Here is an 18,140-nt window from a genome sequence, read left to right on the forward strand (position 1 = left end):
CCCCGCGTCCGGATCATTCTCTGAAAGAGCCATCATGAAAGTCATCATCTGCGGGGCGGGACAGGTCGGCTACGGTATCGCGGAGCGCCTGTCCCAGGAGGACAATGACGTGTCGGTCATCGACACCTCCGCCTCGCTCGTCAACCACATCACCGAGACCCTGGACGTGCGCGGCTATGTCGGCCATGGCGCCCATCCGGACATGCTCGCCAAGGCTGGCGCCGACCAGGCGGACATGATCATCGCCGTCACGCTCTACGACGAGGTCAATATCGTTGCCTGCGAAGTGGCGCATGCGCTCTTTTCCGTGCCCACCAAGATCGCCCGCATTCGCGCGCAGAATTACCTGATGCCGGAATATGCCGACCTGTTCAGCCGGCAGAACATGTCGATCGACGTGACGATCTCGCCGGAGATCGAGGTCGGCAAGATGGTGCTGCGGCGCATCTCCTTTCCCGGCGCAACCGATATCGTGCGGTTTGCCGACGACCACATCACCATGGTGGCGATCGAGTGCATGGAGGACTGCCCGGTCCTCAACACGCCGCTGCAGCAGTTGAGCCAGCTCTTTCCCGACCTGATGGCGACGGTGACGGCGATTTACCGCAACGGCCGCCTGCAGGTGGCCCGTTCGACCGACCAGTTGCTGGTCGGCGACCTCGCCTATGTCATCTGCCAGCGCGACCATACCCGCCGCACGCTCGGCCTGTTCGGGCACGAGGAACAGGAGGCGGGCCGGCTGGTGATCGCCGGCGGCGGCAATATCGGCTATTACGTGGCGCGCGCCATCGAGGACGTGCAGCCGAAGACCAAGGTCAAGATCATCGAGAGTGACGCGCAGCGGGCCGTCATGGTCTCCGACAAGCTGAGCAACTCGATCGTGCTGCACGGCTCGGCGCTGGACCAGAACATCCTGCAGCAGGCCGAGATACAGGATGCCGACCTGATGGTGACGCTGACCAACAGCGACCAGACCAATATTCTCAGCGCCGCCATGGCCAAGCGCATGGGCTGCAAGGCCGGTATGGTGCTGATCAACAATCCGAGCTTCCAGGATCTGACCCACGCGATCGGCATCGACCACCACATCAATCCGCGCGCAGTGACGATTTCGCGCGTCCTCCAGCACGTCCGCAAGGGCCGTATCCGCTCCGTCTATGCGGTGCAGAAGGGCATGGCCGAAGTGATCGAGGCCGAGGCGCTGGAGACCTCGCCGCTGGTCGGCGTCGCCTTCCGCGACCTGCACCTGCCGCCCGGCATCCGCATCGGTGCGATTTATCGCGACGGCACGGTGCTGAGGCCGAACGGCGACCTGAAGATCAAGGCCAAGGACCGGGTGGTGCTGTTTGCCGCGGCCGCGGCCGTCAGGGACGTCGAGCAGATGTTCCGCGTGTCGATCCAGTATTTCTAGAAACCGATCGGGCGGGTCCAAGATGCCGAGAATTGCCTATGTGAATGGCCGTTACCTGCCGCACCGCGATGCGGGCGTGCATATCGAAGATCGCGGCTACCAGTTCGCCGACGGCGTCTACGAGGTCTGCGAGATCCGTCACGGGATGATCGTCGATCTCGCGCGCCATCTCGACCGGCTCGACCGCTCGCTCAACGAAATCCGCATCCCGTCGCCGATGTCGCGCGCAGCGCTGGTCGGGGTCATCCGGGAAGTGGCGCGGCGCAACCGGGTGAAGAACGGCCTGTTCTACCTGCAGGTGACGCGCGGCGAAGCGCGGCGCGACCATGTGTTTCCCGCCGCCGATACGGCGCCGTCGCTCGTCGTCACCGCCAAGAGCACCGATCCGCAGATCATCGCGGCGAAGAACGCGAACGGCCTCAAGGCGATCACTGTCGCCGACAACCGCTGGGACCGGGTCGACATCAAAACGGTCGGCCTTCTGCCCAATGTTCTCGCCCGGCAGGCGGCGAAGGAGGCCGGCGCGCAGGAGGCGATCTATGTCGATCAGCGCGGCATGGTGACCGAAGGGGCGGCGACCAATGTGTGGATCGTCGATGGCGAGGGCAATCTCGTCACCCGCCCGGCCGAGCACGGCATCCTGCGCGGCATCACCCGCACGACGCTGAAGGATGTGGCGCAGAGCCTCGCCATTCCGGTGGTCGAGCGCGAATTCTCGCGCGACGAGATGCTCGCCGCCCGCGAAGTGTTCATCACGGCTGCGACCAGCATCTGTTTTCCGATCGTCGAGATCGACGGAAAGACGATCGGCAACGGTCATCCGGGCACATTTTCGGAGAAAATCCGGTCCGCCTTTTTCGACATTGCGGAAAAGACGGCGATTTGATACCAACTTCCAGATAAAGGGCTTGCAGGGACAAACCCTACCTTTCTGACAAGCTTGAACAATAATTACACCGGCGCAAAGGCCGGCAAAAAAGAAAGAAGCGGCGCCATGGCGGAACGTTCTCAGAACCTGCAAGATCTATTCCTCAACACCGTTCGCAAGCAGAAGATTTCGCTGACGATCTTCCTGATCAACGGCGTGAAGCTCACGGGCGTGGTCACGTCCTTCGACAACTTCTGCGTCCTGCTGCGCCGCGACGGCCATTCGCAGCTCGTCTACAAGCACGCCATCTCGACCATCATGCCGGGACAGCCGATGCAGATGTTCGAAAGCGAAGAGACCTCTTCGTCACAGGATTGAAGCCATAACCACCCGAGACACGAAAAACGAATCGATCATCCCGGAGGACGAAAAGCCCCGGGATGACATGTGTGCCGTCGTCATCGTTCCGGTCCTCAAGCAGGGCCGCAATGCGGCGCCAGCCGCCGGTTCGGACAATGGCGTGGTTGCGCCGACCCGGTCGAACGAAGCCCGGCTGGAAGAGGCCATGGGCCTTGCCCGCGCGATCGACCTTCGGATCGGCGAGGGCCTGATCGTGCCGGTCAACCAGCCGCGCCCGGCGACCCTGCTCGGCAGCGGCAAGATCGCCGAGATCGGCGAAAAGCTGGATGAGCACAATGCCGGCCTGGTCATCGTCGATCATCCGCTGACGCCGGTGCAGCAGCGCAATCTCGAGAAGGAATGGAACGCCAAGGTTATCGACCGCACGGGCCTGATCCTCGAAATCTTCGGCCGCCGCGCCTCCACCAAGGAAGGCACGCTGCAGGTCGAACTCGCCCATCTCAACTACCAGAAGGGCCGCCTGGTGCGCTCCTGGACCCACCTTGAACGCCAGCGCGGTGGTGCGGGTTTCATGGGCGGTCCGGGCGAAACCCAGATCGAGGCCGACCGCCGCATGCTGCAGGACAAGATCATCAAGCTGGAGCGTGAGCTCGAGCAGGTGGTCCGTACCCGCCAGCTGCATCGCGCCAAGCGCCGCAAGGTGCCGCATCCGATCGTGGCGCTGGTCGGCTATACCAATGCCGGCAAGTCGACGCTGTTCAACCGGATCACCGGGGCAGGGGTGCTGGCCGAGGACATGCTGTTTGCCACGCTCGATCCGACGTTGCGTCGGATGAAGCTGCCGCATGGCCGAACCGTCATCCTCTCCGACACCGTCGGCTTCATCTCCGACCTGCCGACGCATCTGGTCGCCGCCTTCCGCGCCACGCTCGAAGAAGTGCTGGAAGCCGATCTCATCTTGCATGTGCGCGACATGTCCGATCCGGACAATGCCGCGCAGGCGGGCGATGTGCTGCGCATCCTCTCTGACCTTGGCATCGACGACAAGGAGAAGTCTGCGCGCATCATCGAGATCTGGAACAAGATCGACCGGCTGGAGCCGGAAATGCATGATGCGTTGTTGCAGAAGGCAGCGACCCGCGAAAACGTCATGACCGTCTCGGCAATCACCGGGGAAGGCGTCGACCACCTGCTCGACGTGATCTCCGAGAGATTGTCCGGGGTGCTGACCGAGGCGACGATCGTCATCCCGTCGAACAAGCAGGCGCTGATCTCCTGGGCCTACGAGAACGCCGTGGTCGACGGCCGCGAGGACAACGAGGACGGCTCCGTCAGCCTCGACCTGCGACTGACCGCCCGCCAGGCCGACGAGCTGGAACGCAAGCTCGGCGGTGGCCAGAAGGCGGAAAAGGAAGACTGGGAGCGGTGAGGCCGCAGGGCAATGGATGCCCGACATAGCGGCTTCTTTGTCCGCGACTGTCGACGCAACGGCTGCGAACGGTCACGGATGATCTGGTGCACGTTAGGTGCAGATTTCCGAGGACGGTCGTGACAAATGGAATTCCTAACCCGCAAGTGTGCGATACAGATCCCGCAGGCGATACATGCGAGGTTGTGGAGCTGCGGCGTGAAGACCGTCCCTACCTGTCGCTTTCGTTGTTTTTTGCGTTCGTGGGATTGGCATGCAGTCAGTGGGTGTCGTCCGTTCTTGGTCTTGCGCCAGCAATCGAGTTCCTGCTGGCTGCAGCGGCTGTTATGAGCGGCATGGTTCTTGCCGTCCGCGTCGTCAATCAGTCGCCAATCTACCGCCCTGAAAATGCTCTGCTTGTCTCGGAATCCACCGAAGGGCTGGTTCTCGGGGCGCCGGTCAATCTGAGGTTCGTCTGGCGTGAGCTGCAATCCGTCCGTCTGTTCAGAAACAGAGGCGCCCGCAGGCCTCCGATCTATCAGTTGATTGCGGAACGGTGGGCGACGGTATCAGCCGCCGCTATAGTTCCGTCGATACATCCGGCGGAAGGTCGTGTCGTTACGACAAGACCGATCGTGCTTGACCTTGGATTTCTCAGTGACCGTAAGGCGCTCTCTCTACGTGACAGTCTCCGATGTCATTTCCACATGTTCGGGAATCCTGTGCCGGAGGAGCCAGCGGATTATGATTCGACGTCATGGACAGGTGACACTACTTGGTAGAGCCGCCTAATGGATCGGAGTTGTCCCCAGGAGGATGTGATGAGCGACGAACGGCAGAAGCTGGACTCTTTCTTCTCCGAAGCCAAGGTGTGGCCGAAGGAACTGCGGGCCCTGAGGGCGATCCTGCTCGACTGCGGGCTCGCGGAAGAATTCAAGTGGCGCGGGCCCTGTTACACCTTTGACGGCGGCAACGTCGCCGTCATCTGGGGCTTCAAGGAGAATGCCGCACTCGGCTTCTTCAAGGGCGTGCTGCTCAAGGATCCGGAAGGCCTGCTCGTCGCCCCCGGCGACAACTCCCGCGCCGTGCGCATGTTCAGGTTCACCGGCCTCGACCAGATCAAGGCGATCGAGACCACCATCCGGACCTATGTCCGCGAGGCGATCGAACTCGAAAAGGCGGGCGCGAAGGTCGACCTGCCGAAGGACGACATCGTCTACCCCGAAGAGCTTCTCGCCGCGCTGGAGGAGGACCCGGAGTTGCAGGAGGCGTTCGAGGCGCTGACTCCCGGTCGCAAGCGCGGCTATGCGCTGCATTTCGCCCAGCCGAAGCAGTCCGCCACCCGTGTCTCGCGGATCGAAAAGAGCCGCGACCGGATACTGGCCGGCAAGGGGCTGCAGGAGAGGTGAAGGCGCGAACGGTTCCGTGTTGCCGGCCGATCAGGTCATCCTGCGAACCGCCCGAACTCGCCGTCAACACTGGCAGTGTGGTCGGCAAAGTCCTTTAGCCGTCACCCTTCGCCTCCTGCCACAACTCCTCCATCCGCTCCAGCGTCGCGGCCTGGAGCGTCTCACCATTCGCTTCAAGAGTCCGCTCTATGTAGCCGAAGCGCCTGCGGAATTTCGTGTTCGTGCTGCGCAGGGCCTGTTCCGGATCGGCCTTCACGTGGCGGCCGATATTGGCGAGCGCGAAGATCAGGTCGCCGAGTTCGTCGGCGATCTTGTTTGCTTCTCCGGCCCTCAGCGCCTCGCGCAGTTCGCCGATCTCTTCCTCGATCTTGTCGAGGATCGGTTCGGCCTCCGACCAGTCGAAGCCGACCTTGGCGGCCTGTTCCTGGAGTTTCAGCGCTTCGGTCAACGCCGGGAAGCTGCGCTGGACCGGTCCGAGGAAGCCGGCCTTCGGATCGTCGGGCATGGGCTTGCCGGAAGCGCTCGCACGCGCGGCGTGGCGTTCGGCGCGCTCCTGCTTTTCCTGCCGCTTGATCTCGTCCCATTGCAGCTTGACGGCGTCCGGGGTCGCGGCGTCCGATACGGCGAAGACGTGCGGGTGGCGGCGGATCATCTTCTTCGTGATGGCCTCCACCACGTCGCCGAACGCGAAGAGACCGGCCTCCTCGGCGATGCGGGCGTGGAACACCACCTGCAGCAACAGGTCGCCGAGTTCGTCGCACAGATCGTCCGGATCGTTGCGTTCGATCGCGTCGGCCACCTCATAGGCCTCCTCGATCGTGTACGGCTTGATCGTCTCGAAGGTCTGCACCACGTCCCAGGGGCAACCGGTCTCGGGCTCGCGCAACGCCGCCATGATGTCGAGCAGGCGGGAAATGTCCTTGGAGGGTTCCATGCGGGCCTCTGTGCTGGTCGTTCAGTTGAGCGGAATGTCGTTGTCGGATTTGCCGGACTGGTACTCCTGCGAGAGCCGGTCATAGACGGCGCGGATGCGCGTCGACTGGGCCGCAAGCCGTTCGGCATCGTCGTCGACCGCGACCAGGTCGGCGATGGCATAGGAATTCCAGAAGGCGTTGGCCTTGCGATAGCCGCCCGGCTCGAGACCGAAGACCTCTTTCAGGATCTTCAGGTCGTGCGGGATGGCGAAGGCGTCGCGGCTGTCCTCATGGCTGAAGAAATAGTAGAAATTGTCGAAGCCGGCCCAGGTGATCGCCGACATGCACATGGTGCAGGGTTCGTGAGTCGACAGGAAGATCAGGTCCTTGGTCGCCGGCCGTTCGCCCAGTTCGTAGAAGCGCTTCAGCGTGTGCACCTCGCCGTGCCAGAGCGGGTTTTCCAGCTCGTTGTTGGTCTCGGCCAATACCAGCGACAGGTCGGATTTCCTCAGGATCGCCGCGCCGAATACCTTGTTGCCGGCTGCGACACCCATTTCGGTCAGCGGCAGGATATCGTGTTCGATGACGTCGAGCAGGCGGCGGGTGAGGTCGGCGGCGGTCAAGGCGGTCTCCTGGCTGAGCGAGGGCCGATCCTATCGGCGACCCCCAGTCAGCGGAAGGCGCAATTTTCGTCTGCGGCGCCGTTATCCCGTGAGTTTTGCTGCGCCGCCGCGTCCGGTCGATGCGGCTCGGTGAGATTTGCTCTATTCCCGCAAAAGCCTAGCAAAGAAATATCCTTCTCCGAAGCCCGGCGGATTTCTGTTTCTTCAATCCCTTGTCGAATACAGGGATAAATGGGCAGTCTTCCAGAACGCGGAATCGGGCATGGACGTGAGCGAACAGCGACTTTCGGTATTTCCGGCCTTTTTCAAGGTCGCGAACGCCGTTGCCGTGGTGTTCGGCAACGGGCCGGAGGCCTTTGCCAAGACCCGCCTGCTGCGCAACACCCAGGCGCGGGTCGTCGCCTATGCCGAAGCGCCCGACGCCGACTATGCGGCCTATCTCGCCGAGCACGACATCGAAACGGTGGCCCGCAGCTTTACCCCCGCCCAGGTCGAGGATGCGGTTCTGGTGTTCGCCGCCACCGGCGATGCGGAGCTGGACCGTGCCATCGTCCGGGCTGCCCGCGCCCGCCGCATCCCGGTCAATGCCGTCGACCAGCCGGACTTCTGCGACTTCTATACGCCGGCGCTGGTCAACCGGGCGCCGATCGCCGTTGCCATCGGCACGGAAGGGGCGGGCCCGGTGCTTGCCCAGATGATCCGCGCCGACATCGACCGCCTGCTGCCGCGGACTCTCGGTCATGTGGCGCAACTGGCCAACAGCTATCGCGCCGCGGTCGACCGTCTGCTGCCGCGCGGTCTGGCGCGTCGGCTGTTCTGGCGCTCCTTCTTCAAGGGCCGTGTTGCCGATGCCGTCGCATCCGGCGACGTCAGCGATGCCCGCCGCCGCGCCACGCGCCTGCTCAAGGACGCGGTGAACGAGAAGGCCGAAGGCCGGATCTTCCTGGTCGGCGCCGGACCGGGCGCGGAAGACCTTTTGACACTTCGCGCCCACCGGCTGTTGATGGAATGCGACGTGATCGTGCATGACGCGCTGGTGCCGCAGGCCGTGATCGACATGGGCCGTCGCGACGCGACCCGCATTTCCGTCGGCAAACGCAAGGGCTGCCATTCGAAGTCGCAAGACGAGATCAACGACCTCTTGGTCGAACTCGGCCGAGATGGCAAGCGCGTGGTGCGGCTCAAATCCGGCGACCCGCTGGTCTTCGGCCGCGCCGGCGAAGAAATGGCGGCGCTGCGCGAGGCGGGCGTCGCCTACGAGGTCGTGCCGGGCATCACTTCGGCACTCGCCGCCGCCGCCGATTTCGAGCTGCCGCTGACGCTGCGCGGTGTCGCATCCTCGCTGGTCTTCACCACCGGCCACGACCTCCATGGCGAGACCCTGCCCGACTGGGCGCGGCTGGCGCTGTCGGGCGCCACGGTCGCCGTCTACATGGGCCGCAGCAATGCCGCCTCCGTCGCCTCCCGCCTGATGGCGTCCGGGCTTTCCGAAGACACGACCGTCGCTGTTGTCGAGAATGCCGGCCGCCGCGACAGCCGCCTCATGCACGGCACGCTGGCCGAGCTGCCGGCGCTCGAGGCGCGCGACGAACTCAAAGGCCCGGTGATGGTGATCATCGGCGATGCCGTCGCCGGCGGCAATTTTACCCGTTCCGAACCGCTGCGCGGCACGATCGCCAGCCTTGCCCCTTTCGAGAGGACATGACATGGCAGACAAAGTACTGACCGCCAACCGCCTGGGCGACGGCATCGCCGTCTGGCTCGACGCCAACGGCCGGTGGACCGAAAAGCTGCAGGATGCCTTCGTGGCCCGCCATGCCGAAGCGGTCGCGGCCATCGAGGATGCCGGACGCAAGGCCTTTACCAGCAACCTGGTTCTCGACGTCAACGTCATCGAGGTCGAGGAAAAGGGCGGTCTGCTGCGGCCCTTGCGTCTTCGCGAGCGTATCCGCGCCGAAGGCCCGACCATTGCCTATGCGGACGGCCACGGTTTCGCCGATCCCGCCTTCATTGCCGCCTGAGGATTTCCATGTACCGCTATGATGAATTCGACCACGCCTTCGTTTCGGCCCGCGTCGAGCAGTTCCGCGACCAGGTGACCCGCCGTCTCGCGGGCGAGATCGCCGAGGACGCGTTTCGCCCGCTGCGCCTGATGAACGGCGTCTATCTGCAGCTGCACGCCTACATGCTGCGGGTCGCCATTCCCTATGGCACGCTGAATTCGAAGCAGATGCGCATGCTCGCCCACATCGCCCGTCGCTATGACCGGGGATACGGTCATTTCACCACCCGCCAGAACATCCAGTACAACTGGCCGAAGCTGTCGGATACGCCGGACATCCTGGCCGAACTGGCAAGCGTCGAGATGCACGCGATCCAGACTTCGGGCAACTGCATCCGCAATGTGACGGCCGACCATTTCGCCGGCGCGGCCGCCGACGAGGTCGCCGATCCGCGCCCCTATGCGGAAATCCTGCGCCAGTGGTCTTCCATCCATCCGGAATTCTCCTTCCTGCCGCGCAAGTTCAAGATCGCGGTGACCGGCGCGCCGCGCGACCGTGCCGCGATCCAGGTGCACGACATCGGCCTGCATCTGAAGAAGAACGAGGCCGGCGAGCTGGGCTTTGCCGTCTATGTCGGCGGCGGGCAGGGGCGCACGCCGCTGGTTGCCAAGCTGATCCGCGACTTCCTGCCGGAAGAGGACCTGCTGACCTATGTGACGGCGATCGTGCGCGTCTACAACCTGCACGGCCGGCGCGACAACAAGTACAAGGCCCGCATCAAGATCCTCGTGCACGAGACGGGCGTCGAGGAAGTGACGCGCCAGGTGGAGGCCGAGTTCCAGCAGATCCGCGAGAGCGAACTGAAGCTGCCGGAAGGCGACATCCGCGCGATCGAGACCTATTTCGCACCGCCGGCTCTGCCCGACCGCGCCGATGGCTGGGAAGCGCTTGCCCGCGCCAAGAAGGCCGACGGCGCCTTTGCCGCCTGGGCCGCCCAGAACGTGCAGCCGCATCGCCATCCGGACTACGGCATGGTGACGATCTCGCTGAAGCCCATCGGCGGCACGCCGGGCGATGCCAGCGACGTTCAGATGGACGTGGTCGCCGACGTCGCCGAACGGCTGGCCTTCGACGAGATCCGCGTCAGCCACGAGCAGAACCTGATCCTGCCGCATGTGGCGCTCGGCGATCTCTATGCCGTCTACCAGGCGCTGGAGGCTTCCGGCCTTGCCACGGCCAATGCCGGGCTGATCACCGACATCATCGCCTGCCCGGGGCTCGACTATTGCGCGCTGGCCAATGCCCGCTCGATCCCGGTCGCGCAGGAAATCTCGATACGCTTCGGATCGCCCGAGCGGCAGGCCGAGATCGGCGAGCTGAAGATCAAGATCTCCGGCTGCATCAACGCCTGCGGCCATCACCATGTCGGCCATATCGGCCTGCTGGGGGTCGAGAAGAAGGGTGCCGAGCTCTACCAGATCACGCTTGGCGGCTCGGGCGACGAGAACACTTCGATCGGCGAGATCATCGGCCGCGGCTTCGAGCCGGAGCGTGTGACTGATGCCATCGAAACGATCGTCGACACCTATCTCGGCCTGCGCCTCGAACCGAAGGAAACCTTCATCGACGCCTATCGCCGCGTCGGTCCGAAGCCCTTCAAGGAAGCCCTTTACGGCCAGACGGCCGAAGCGGCCTGAGAAATGGACAAGATGACCAAGATCTGGAACCAGTCGGGTTTCCTCGACAGCGACACCTGGGTGATCGAGACGGACGAGATCAAGGCGGGCGAGGGCGAACGCGCCGTCGTCGGTCTCGACGTCTTCCTCGACGCCGTGGAACACAGCAACGAGAACGGCTTCGGCGTGCTGCTGAGGCCGGCGGACGACGTCGCAAGGCTTGCGCCGCATCTCGACCGCATTGCGCTGGTCGCGATCAGCTTTCCGGCCTTCAGCGACGGCCGCGGTTTCAGCCAGGCGACGCTGCTCCGCCAGCGCCTCGGCTTTGCCGGTGAGGTCCGGGCGGTCGGCGACGTGCTGATCGACCAGGTGCCGCTGATGCTGCGCACCGGGTTCACCAGCTTTGCCGTATCCAATCCGGTGGCGCTGGCGCGCCTGGCGGAGAATCGGCTGCCGGGCATCGCCGAACGCTACCAGCCGAGCGCCGTGCCCTCGACCGAGGCCGACGGTTTCAGCTGGCGCCGGATCGGCGGCCGAGGGGCGTAAAATATAAGAATGTCGAGATGTATTTGGGCTGAATTGACGGAGGTCAAGGAAAGCCGATCCCGACTGAGGCATCCGATAGAGGCGACGAAACGCTGGACGCGGCTAAATGCCGGCTTTTTCCGCTGCGAGACTTGCGGTATAGGGCTGCCAGCGAAAGTCAGTCAGGCGACCATAGGAACCAAAGACGCATGAATGCTCCCGTCAAAACCGAGAATGCGGAACTGATCGTCCCGGAAGGCGTCTATGCCGAGACCGTGCTCAGCGTGACGCACTACACCGACCGGCTGTTCCGCTTCCGCATGACGCGGCCGCCCGGCTTCCGCTTCCGCTCCGGCGAGTTCGCCATGATCGGCCTGATGGTCGACGGCAAGCCGATCTACCGCGCCTATTCGATCGCCAGCCCGTCCTGGGACGACGAACTGGAATTCTTCTCGATCAAGGTTCCCGACGGTCCGCTGACCCAGCACCTGCAGAAGATCAAGCCCGGCGACCGCGTGCTGATGCGCAAGAAGCCGACCGGCACGCTGGTGCTTGACGCGCTGACGCCCGGCAAGCGGCTCTACATGTTTTCGACTGGCACCGGGATTGCCCCTTTCGCCAGCCTGATCCGCGATCCGGAAACCTATGAAAAATTCGAGGAAGTGATCCTCACCCACACCTGCCGCGAAGTGGCCGAGTTGCAGTACGGCTTCGATCTCGTCAACGAGATCAAGGCGGACGAGATGCTGAGCGAGATCGTCGGCGACAAGCTGAAGCACTATGCGACGGTGACCCGCGAGGACTATCCGTTCCAGGGCCGCATCACCGATCTGATGGAGAGCGGCAAGCTCTACACGGATCTCGGCGTGCCGCCGCTCGATCCGGCGATCGACCGCGGCATGATCTGCGGTTCGACGGCGATGCTCAAGGACACCAAGGCCCTGCTGGAGAAGGCGGGACTCACGGAAGGCGCCAACAACAAGCCGGCCGAATTCGTCATCGAGCGCGCCTTCGTCGGCTGACGCGATCCGTTCCGTCGTCCGAAAATTCAACGCCCGGCCAATGGCCGGGCGTTTTGCTTTCGTGGGACAAGCCGTCGGGCCGAGCAGTCCGCTCAGCCTTCGCTCAGATAGGCGATCAGCGCTTCCATGGCGCTCTCGGCCTGGTCGCCCTTGCCCTGATGGATGGCGCGGATGACGGCGACGTGCAGGGAGACCGAGCGGTCCATCTTTCCCACCGTGGCGCGCGCATACCACATGCGCCGCGAATGGGACTGGAGGGGCGCGAGGGCGGAGATCAGGAACGGATTGGGGCAGGCCTCCTCGATGATCTCGTCAAACTCCTTGTCGGCGCTGAGGAAGGCGTCGAAACTTCCGGCGGTGGCCGCCGCGGTCATCGCCTTAGCGCAGTCAAGCAGGGCTGCGCGCTGCGCGTCATCGGCATTCTCGGCGGCGAGCCTGGCCAACAGGGGTTCGAGCTTCAGGCGGATGGCCATGATGGCCTTGTGGTCGGTCGGCTGGATTTCGGCGATCTGCAGGCCGACGCGCGGGCGCACCAGCACGAGCCCTTGCCATTCGAGCTTCTGGATCGCTTCACGCACCGGGGTCCGGCCATAGCCCGACAGTTCAATCAACTGCCGCTCGTTCACCAGTGCGCCGGGCTTCAGCTTCAGCGTGACGATCTGCTGTTCCAGCGCCAGATAGGCGAGGTGACTCTGCGAGCCGGTGATTCCAGTCATGCGCCCCTCCGCTGATATATTTCAACTTGGCATGTCGCATTCGGAATAGCAAGTCTGCGTGATATATCAAAGCCATACGGCGTTGGCTGGCATGCCTCGTCGTCCTGGTCGGACGAGTGCGGAGATCTGTCTTTGCCGGGTGACGCAACAGGCCGCCGCGCGGCCGGACGGCGCGGCGGGTCTGCCACGAGGCGAAAGGCTGGAGAGGTGGGCAGCGTGCCTATTCGTGTCTCAGGGCGTCGATGGGGTTGAGCTGAGCGGCCCGGCGCGCCGGGAAATAGCCGAACACCATGCCGATCGCGGCGGAGAAGCCGAAGGCCAGCACGATCACCGAGGGGCTGCTGACGAAGGGCACGTTCATGTAGGACACGGCGCTGTAGGCAAGCCCGAGGCCGAGAAGGATGCCGATGATGCCTCCGGCGAGCGACAGGGTCACCGCCTCGACGAGAAACTGCATCAGCACCTGCTGTTCCAGGGCGCCGATCGCCAGGCGGATACCGATTTCCCGGGTGCGCTCGGTGACCGAGACCAGCATGATGTTCATGATGCCGATCCCGCCGACCAGGAGGCTGACAGCCGCCACCGCGCCGAGCAGGCCGGTCATCAGGGTCGTCGTGCCGGTCAGCGTCGAAGCCATCTGGGTCATGTCGTTGACCGAGAAGTCATCTTCGCGGCCGGCGATGATCTTGCGCCGTTCGCGCAGCAGCCGCTCGACATTGGCCTGGATCTTCGACGTCGACACGCCGTTCTCGGCGGAAAGGATCATGCTCGACACGTCCGTCGAGCCGCCGATCCGTCGCTGGAAGACCTTCAGCGGCATCACGACGATGTCGTCCTGGTCGCTGCCCATGCCGCTCTGGCCCTTCTTGGCCAGCGTGCCGATGACTTCGCAGGACACGCTTCCAACGCGGATGCTCTGCTCGAGCGCCGGCGTGGAGCCGAAGAGTTCCTTGCGAACGGTCTCGCCGATGACACACACGGCCTGGCCGCCACGTTCTTCCGAGGGCAGGAAGGTCCGGCCGCTGGCAAGCGTCCAGTCCTGGGCGATGAAGTAGCCTCCGGTCGTGCCGGTCACGGTCGTCTGATGGTTCTCACCGCCGTAGATGACCACCTGGCTCGACTGGTTGACGCCGGCCACCGCGCGCAGGCCGGTGATCTGGTCGCGGACCGCCTGAACATCGCGCTCGGTGAACTTCTTGGCGTCGGAGCTCGCCCGTCCGGGGCCGAACTGGCCGGGGCGAACGAAGAGAAGATTGGTGCCGAGCTTGGAAATCTCCGCCGTCACCTGCGCCGTCGTCCCGTTGCCGATGGTCACCATGGCGATGACGGCGGCGACGCCGATCACGACGCCGAGCACGGTGAGGAAGGAGCGCAGCATGTTGCGGCTGATGGCCCGCAATGCGAGTTTGACGGTCTCAAAGAACAACATCTGCGGCGACCTTTGCGTTCTGGCTGTCGGAATGCAGGCGGCCGTCGAGGAAGCGCAGGTTGCGCTTGGCATAGGCGGCGATGTCGTCTTCGTGGGTGACCATGATGACGGTGATGCCGTGTTCCTCATTCAGGCCGGTGATCAGTTCCATGATCTCCTTGCTGGTCTTGGTGTCGAGGTTGCCGGTCGGTTCGTCGGCGAGCAGCACCTTCGGGCTGGTGACGATGGCCCGGGCGATCGCGACGCGCTGCTGCTGGCCGCCCGACAGTTCCTGCGTCGTGTGGCTCTCACGGCCTGAAAGTCCCACTTGCGCCAGGGCGATATTGGCAAGACGGCGGCGTTCGCCGGCTTCCATGCCGCGGTAGACGAGGGGCAGCTCGACATTCTCGACGGCCGAGGTGCGGGCCAGAAGGTTGAAGCCCTGGAATACGAAACCGAGCATGTGCCGGCGCAACAGCGTGTGCTGTCCGCGGTCGAGCTCCGATGTCTTGATGTCCTGGAACAGGTACTCGCCGGAACTCGGCACGTCGAGGCAGCCGAGGATGTTCATCGCGGTCGACTTGCCGGAACCGGACGGCCCCATGATCGCGACGAACTCGTTCTTTTCGATCACCAGGTCGACGGTGTCGAGCGCCCGGATCGTCGCTTCGCCGCGGCCGTAGACCTTCGAAACCTGCTGGAACTGGATAAGGGGAGGGCTGGCCATGTCGCGCCCTCAGCCGTTCTTTTCCGCAGCATCGGTGATCAGCAGGTCGCCCTCGGCGAGGGCGCCCTTGGTGACGACCGTATTCTGCCCGTCGCTTGCGCCGACCTCGATATTGACGGCCGTCGGCACGTCATTCTTCATCAGCCAGACGGTACGTTCGGCGCCCTCCGGTTCCGGCGCGCTGATCGAGCCCGAACGCGGCGGACGGAAGAAGCTGAACACGCCGCCGCCCGAACTCGTCTCCGCCTCGCTTTCCGGCGGCGTGTAGCGCAACGCCGTGTTGGGGATCAGCAGTGCGCCCGTGATCGACTGGACGACGATGTCGGCGGTCGCCGTCATGCCGGGCCGGAGCAGCATCTGGTCGTTGTCGACCCGCAGAATGCCCATATAGGTCACGACGTCGTTGACGGTTTCGGAGGCGTAGCGCACGTCGGTGATTTCGGCCGGAAAGCGCTTGTCGGAAAAGGCGTCGACCGTGAAGGTCGCCGTCTGTCCGACCGCAACCTGGCCGACATCAGCTTCGTCGATATCGACCTGCAGTTCCATCCGCTTCAGGTCGCCGGCGATGGTGAAGAGGGTCGGCGCTTCGAGCGAGGCGGCCACCGTCGCGCCGGGGTCGATGTCGCGCGACAGCACGATGCCGTCGATCGGCGAGACGATCGTCGCCTTGGTGAGATTGAGCCTGGCCTGGTCGAGGTCGGCTTCGGCGGAGAGCACATTGGCCGCGGCGCTGGCCTTGGTGGCCTCCGCCGCCTCGAAGGTGAAGCCCGCCTCGTCCATCTCCTGCTGCGTCGAAACCCGGCTGCTGACCAAGGATTTCAATCGGTCGAACGTCGCCTTGGCCGACTTCAGGTCGGCGTCCGCCTTGGCCACGCTCGCCTTGGCGGAGAGCAGGCTCGCTTCCGCGCTCTTGACGTTGGCCTCGAGCTTGGCGGTGTCGAGACGCGCCACCACCTCGCCCTCCTTGACCGTGCTGTTGTAGTCGACCAGCACCTCGCGGATGGTGCCCGACTGTTCGCTCGACACGTCTACCTGCACCGTCGGCTCGATCGAACCGGTCGCGGTCACGAGAACGGTGAGGTCGCCCTTTTTGGCTGCCACCGTCGCATAGGTGTAGGCGGTCGCCTTGGAGCTGTAGGACCAGTAACCATAGGCCCCGGCAATGAGCACGCCGGCGGCCAGCAGGCGCCATGTCCAGCGCGAGTGGCCTCCGCGCTTGTGCGAACTGCCGAGCAGCGCGGCGAGTTCTGAGGCCTCGCTATTCTTGGCGGGGGATGGGGTCTTCTCAGAATCGGTCGTCATTTCGCGTCCATCTTCTCCGGTCATGGTTCAATCTGTATCGCCGCAATGCGGCCGGCAGTTATTGACTCGTATCAAGTACCGGCAAATTGCAATCCACAACGAGACCCGCCCCACCGCAGGTATCGCCAACGGCTGGTGTGTCACAGCCCTCAGTAGAAGCGAAGTTAAATCTTGGTAATGGTGGGGCCTTGTCGCAATTGCCGCGCGTCAAGCCTCGGCGTCACTTGTCCGCCACCTTGCCGTTGCCCGGCGGAAAGCGGATCAGGGCCGCCAGCAAGACGCCGAAGGCCAGGCAATTGGTGACGTGCCAGAGAAAATGCGTTCCGAACGAAACGACGGAGCAGAGCGGCATGTCGAGGCTGCGGAAGGCGAAGGAGAGGGCGAACAGCGCGATTGCGACGGCGATCAGGCGAAACGACGGATGACGTTCCTTCCACGCCATGCGGCCGGTCGCGAATACGACGAACAGGGCCGGCAGGTACTGGGTGGAGCCGCTGACGGTGTCTCCCAGCATGTGCGTATCTCGCATCGACAGGGCCAAACCGGCTACGAACACGATTGCGCCGAAGATGACGGCGACCGGGAGGGCGATCGGAGTCTTCACCGAGTTTTTCAGCACGGCTGCGCCGTAAAGCGCGATGAAGGCCCAGATCGGCAGCACGTCGGCCAGCTCGGCCCAGCGCGTCGCGAAGGTATGCCAAAGGAACGAGCCGATTCCGATCGCCAAGGCGAGCGCCATCAGCGCGATCAGGCCGGGAGAGAGGGAACGGGTGCGAAGCACATGCACCAGGGCGAGGAGGCTGACGACGACGACGAGCAGGCTGGAACTGGCATTCAGCGGTTCGCCCCAGAATCCCGACGCGGTCCGTTCGCAATAGGCACCCGTAATCGGCGCACTCCAGTCGCTTGTCATCACCGATTCCGTTGACCCCCAGGTCAAGAAGACCTGAACGAAGCACCCGCCTCCCTGCGGCCAATTGCCAATTGGCCGAGAAGCCTTTTCCTTTGCGCATTAGGTACGCCGTACATATGATGTCAAGCGCGCGCTTGAGTAGTCGTGGGGACGATTCGCGCATTGGAAAGGGGAGAGTTGTGCCGCATTCATCTTGCGGAGTACTTTCCGGGGTCGGCATGTACGCTTGGTTGAAGTTCGAAGGTTCTGGCGGCGCGGAAAATCGTCGGCGTGGTCTGGTCGGTGTATTGGTATTCCTTGCTTCCCTATGGGGCGGGGCGGCGTCTCCGGCGGCGGCCGCCAATATCGACGGCGCCATTGCCGCGGTGGAGAAAATCCATGCCTTGACCGTCGCCTCGGCCAGCGGTCCCGCCGCGAAGCTTGCACCTTTGCTCGAGCGCTATCTCGACCTTGGCGAGATAGCGCGCAAGGTTGCCGGCAAGGCCTGGGATGGTGCCAGCGAAGCCGAGCGTCGGGAGTTCCGTCTGGTGCTGCGCGATGTCATGGCCGTGGAACTCGATCGCCGCATCCGTCCGGACGATCGGTTGCGGATCAACGAGGCCAAGCCGCTGGGTTCGCGGGATGTCGTGGTGCTGACCTCGCAGATCCGGCGCGACGGCAGCGCACGCAGGCTGGACTGGAAGATGCGGCCCTGCGGCGGATCGTTCTGCCTTTTCGATATCGTCGGCAATGGTGCCTCGCTGACCGTCGCCCGCCGCGACGACTACGCGGCGCGGATCAGGGCGCTCGGCGGTTCGCTCGCCGCGCTGACCAAGAACCTGCGCGCCGAACTCGCCGGCCGGAACTGAGAGCCCA

General features: G+C 64.1%; 18 protein-coding genes. 11 read left to right on the top strand and 7 right to left on the bottom strand.

The annotated features are described in order from the left end of the window. The first annotated feature begins 34 nt into the window (after nucleotides 1–34). From trkA to AC07Y0_RS07205, 5 genes are all read left to right on the top strand, one after another. Complete coding sequence (gene trkA, locus AC07Y0_RS07185) at nucleotides 35–1,411, top strand: Trk system potassium transporter TrkA (protein WP_498675893.1); 1,377 nt, start codon at nucleotides 35–37, stop codon at nucleotides 1,409–1,411. A gap of 22 nt (nucleotides 1,412–1,433) precedes the next feature. Then, nucleotides 1,434–2,297, top strand: coding sequence for a D-amino-acid transaminase (locus tag AC07Y0_RS07190; protein WP_498675895.1), 864 nt, complete (start codon nucleotides 1,434–1,436; stop codon nucleotides 2,295–2,297). A gap of 108 nt (nucleotides 2,298–2,405) precedes the next feature. Next, the gene (hfq, locus tag AC07Y0_RS07195) at nucleotides 2,406–2,657 is read left to right on the top strand and encodes an RNA chaperone Hfq (RefSeq protein ID WP_028735264.1); all 252 of its coding nucleotides are present in this window, start codon (nucleotides 2,406–2,408) and stop codon (nucleotides 2,655–2,657) included. Continuing rightward, entirely contained in the window at nucleotides 2,653–4,068 is a 1,416-nt protein-coding gene (gene hflX, locus AC07Y0_RS07200; RefSeq protein WP_498680189.1) for a GTPase HflX, read from the top strand. Before hfq ends, hflX begins: the two co-directional genes overlap by 5 nt. Before the next feature lie 800 nt (nucleotides 4,069–4,868). After that, the gene (locus AC07Y0_RS07205) at nucleotides 4,869–5,456 is read left to right on the top strand and encodes a YdeI/OmpD-associated family protein (RefSeq protein WP_498675896.1); all 588 of its coding nucleotides are present in this window, start codon (nucleotides 4,869–4,871) and stop codon (nucleotides 5,454–5,456) included. Between the two features lie 94 nt (nucleotides 5,457–5,550). Here the strand turns inward: AC07Y0_RS07205 and mazG are convergent, their stop codons facing one another. Continuing rightward, complete coding sequence (mazG, locus tag AC07Y0_RS07210) at nucleotides 5,551–6,390, bottom strand: nucleoside triphosphate pyrophosphohydrolase (protein ID WP_498675898.1); 840 nt, start codon at nucleotides 6,388–6,390, stop codon at nucleotides 5,551–5,553. A 21-nt stretch (nucleotides 6,391–6,411) separates the two neighbouring features. Beyond that, nucleotides 6,412–6,924 (bottom strand): deaminase, encoded by a 513-nt coding sequence (locus AC07Y0_RS07215; protein ID WP_498680190.1) that lies wholly within the window; start codon nucleotides 6,922–6,924, stop codon nucleotides 6,412–6,414. 331 nt (nucleotides 6,925–7,255) lie between these two features. Here AC07Y0_RS07215 and cysG point away from each other — a divergent pair, with 331 nt between their 5' ends. The 5 genes from cysG to AC07Y0_RS07240 all read left to right on the top strand — a co-directional run bounded on the left by cysG (nucleotide 7,256) and on the right by AC07Y0_RS07240 (nucleotide 12,219). Continuing rightward, nucleotides 7,256–8,698: a siroheme synthase CysG gene (cysG, locus tag AC07Y0_RS07220; RefSeq protein ID WP_498675899.1), complete on the top strand. Its 1,443-nt coding sequence runs from the start codon at nucleotides 7,256–7,258 to the stop codon at nucleotides 8,696–8,698. 1 nt (nucleotide 8,699) lies between these two features. Further along, complete coding sequence (locus tag AC07Y0_RS07225; protein WP_498675901.1) at nucleotides 8,700–9,014, top strand: DUF2849 domain-containing protein; 315 nt, start codon at nucleotides 8,700–8,702, stop codon at nucleotides 9,012–9,014. An 8-nt stretch (nucleotides 9,015–9,022) separates the two neighbouring features. Beyond that, nucleotides 9,023–10,693 (top strand): nitrite/sulfite reductase, encoded by a 1,671-nt coding sequence (locus AC07Y0_RS07230; protein WP_498675902.1) that lies wholly within the window; start codon nucleotides 9,023–9,025, stop codon nucleotides 10,691–10,693. 12 nt (nucleotides 10,694–10,705) lie between these two features. After that, nucleotides 10,706–11,218, top strand: coding sequence for a DUF934 domain-containing protein (locus AC07Y0_RS07235; protein ID WP_498675904.1), 513 nt, complete (start codon nucleotides 10,706–10,708; stop codon nucleotides 11,216–11,218). 188 nt (nucleotides 11,219–11,406) lie between these two features. Then, nucleotides 11,407–12,219, top strand: coding sequence for a ferredoxin--NADP reductase (locus AC07Y0_RS07240; protein WP_498675905.1), 813 nt, complete (start codon nucleotides 11,407–11,409; stop codon nucleotides 12,217–12,219). A 92-nt stretch (nucleotides 12,220–12,311) separates the two neighbouring features. Here the strand turns inward: AC07Y0_RS07240 and AC07Y0_RS07245 are convergent, their stop codons facing one another. From AC07Y0_RS07245 to AC07Y0_RS07265, 5 genes are all read right to left on the bottom strand, one after another. Beyond that, on the bottom strand, nucleotides 12,312–12,935 hold the full coding sequence (locus AC07Y0_RS07245; RefSeq protein WP_498675907.1) for a GntR family transcriptional regulator: 624 nt from the start codon (nucleotides 12,933–12,935) through the stop codon (nucleotides 12,312–12,314). 220 nt (nucleotides 12,936–13,155) lie between these two features. Beyond that, complete coding sequence (locus tag AC07Y0_RS07250; protein WP_498680191.1) at nucleotides 13,156–14,361, bottom strand: ABC transporter permease; 1,206 nt, start codon at nucleotides 14,359–14,361, stop codon at nucleotides 13,156–13,158. Next, nucleotides 14,351–15,070, bottom strand: a complete 720-nt coding sequence (locus AC07Y0_RS07255; protein ID WP_498675909.1) for an ABC transporter ATP-binding protein — start codon at nucleotides 15,068–15,070, stop codon at nucleotides 14,351–14,353. The genes AC07Y0_RS07250 and AC07Y0_RS07255 overlap by 11 nt, the downstream gene beginning before the upstream one ends. A gap of 9 nt (nucleotides 15,071–15,079) precedes the next feature. Continuing rightward, the gene (locus AC07Y0_RS07260) at nucleotides 15,080–16,372 is read right to left on the bottom strand and encodes an efflux RND transporter periplasmic adaptor subunit (protein WP_498675911.1); all 1,293 of its coding nucleotides are present in this window, start codon (nucleotides 16,370–16,372) and stop codon (nucleotides 15,080–15,082) included. A gap of 220 nt (nucleotides 16,373–16,592) precedes the next feature. Beyond that, entirely contained in the window at nucleotides 16,593–17,285 is a 693-nt protein-coding gene (locus AC07Y0_RS07265) for a ceramidase domain-containing protein (RefSeq protein ID WP_498675912.1), read from the bottom strand. A gap of 218 nt (nucleotides 17,286–17,503) precedes the next feature. Between AC07Y0_RS07265 and AC07Y0_RS07270 the strand changes: the two genes are divergently transcribed. After that, nucleotides 17,504–18,133, top strand: coding sequence for an ABC transporter substrate-binding protein (locus tag AC07Y0_RS07270; protein WP_498675914.1), 630 nt, complete (start codon nucleotides 17,504–17,506; stop codon nucleotides 18,131–18,133). Nucleotides 18,134–18,140 lie beyond the last annotated feature (7 nt).

Source organism: Allorhizobium sp. GW101-3B10, assembly GCF_059424725.1.

Coding starts and splice junctions, on each gene's coding strand:
- trkA (WP_498675893.1), top strand. CDS start 35: ATGAAAGTCATCATCTGCGGGGCGGGACAGGTCGGCTACGGTATCGCG.
- AC07Y0_RS07190 (WP_498675895.1), top strand. CDS start 1,434: ATGCCGAGAATTGCCTATGTGAATGGCCGTTACCTGCCGCACCGCGAT.
- hfq (WP_028735264.1), top strand. CDS start 2,406: ATGGCGGAACGTTCTCAGAACCTGCAAGATCTATTCCTCAACACCGTT.
- AC07Y0_RS07205 (WP_498675896.1), top strand. CDS start 4,869: ATGAGCGACGAACGGCAGAAGCTGGACTCTTTCTTCTCCGAAGCCAAG.
- mazG (WP_498675898.1), bottom strand. CDS start 6,390: ATGGAACCCTCCAAGGACATTTCCCGCCTGCTCGACATCATGGCGGCG.
- AC07Y0_RS07215 (WP_498680190.1), bottom strand. CDS start 6,924: ATGGGTGTCGCAGCCGGCAACAAGGTATTCGGCGCGGCGATCCTGAGG.
- cysG (WP_498675899.1), top strand. CDS start 7,256: ATGGACGTGAGCGAACAGCGACTTTCGGTATTTCCGGCCTTTTTCAAG.
- AC07Y0_RS07225 (WP_498675901.1), top strand. CDS start 8,700: ATGGCAGACAAAGTACTGACCGCCAACCGCCTGGGCGACGGCATCGCC.
- AC07Y0_RS07230 (WP_498675902.1), top strand. CDS start 9,023: ATGTACCGCTATGATGAATTCGACCACGCCTTCGTTTCGGCCCGCGTC.
- AC07Y0_RS07235 (WP_498675904.1), top strand. CDS start 10,706: ATGACCAAGATCTGGAACCAGTCGGGTTTCCTCGACAGCGACACCTGG.
- AC07Y0_RS07240 (WP_498675905.1), top strand. CDS start 11,407: ATGAATGCTCCCGTCAAAACCGAGAATGCGGAACTGATCGTCCCGGAA.
- AC07Y0_RS07245 (WP_498675907.1), bottom strand. CDS start 12,935: ATGACTGGAATCACCGGCTCGCAGAGTCACCTCGCCTATCTGGCGCTG.
- AC07Y0_RS07255 (WP_498675909.1), bottom strand. CDS start 15,070: ATGGCCAGCCCTCCCCTTATCCAGTTCCAGCAGGTTTCGAAGGTCTAC.
- AC07Y0_RS07260 (WP_498675911.1), bottom strand. CDS start 16,372: ATGACGACCGATTCTGAGAAGACCCCATCCCCCGCCAAGAATAGCGAG.
- AC07Y0_RS07265 (WP_498675912.1), bottom strand. CDS start 17,285: ATGACAAGCGACTGGAGTGCGCCGATTACGGGTGCCTATTGCGAACGG.
- AC07Y0_RS07270 (WP_498675914.1), top strand. CDS start 17,504: ATGTACGCTTGGTTGAAGTTCGAAGGTTCTGGCGGCGCGGAAAATCGT.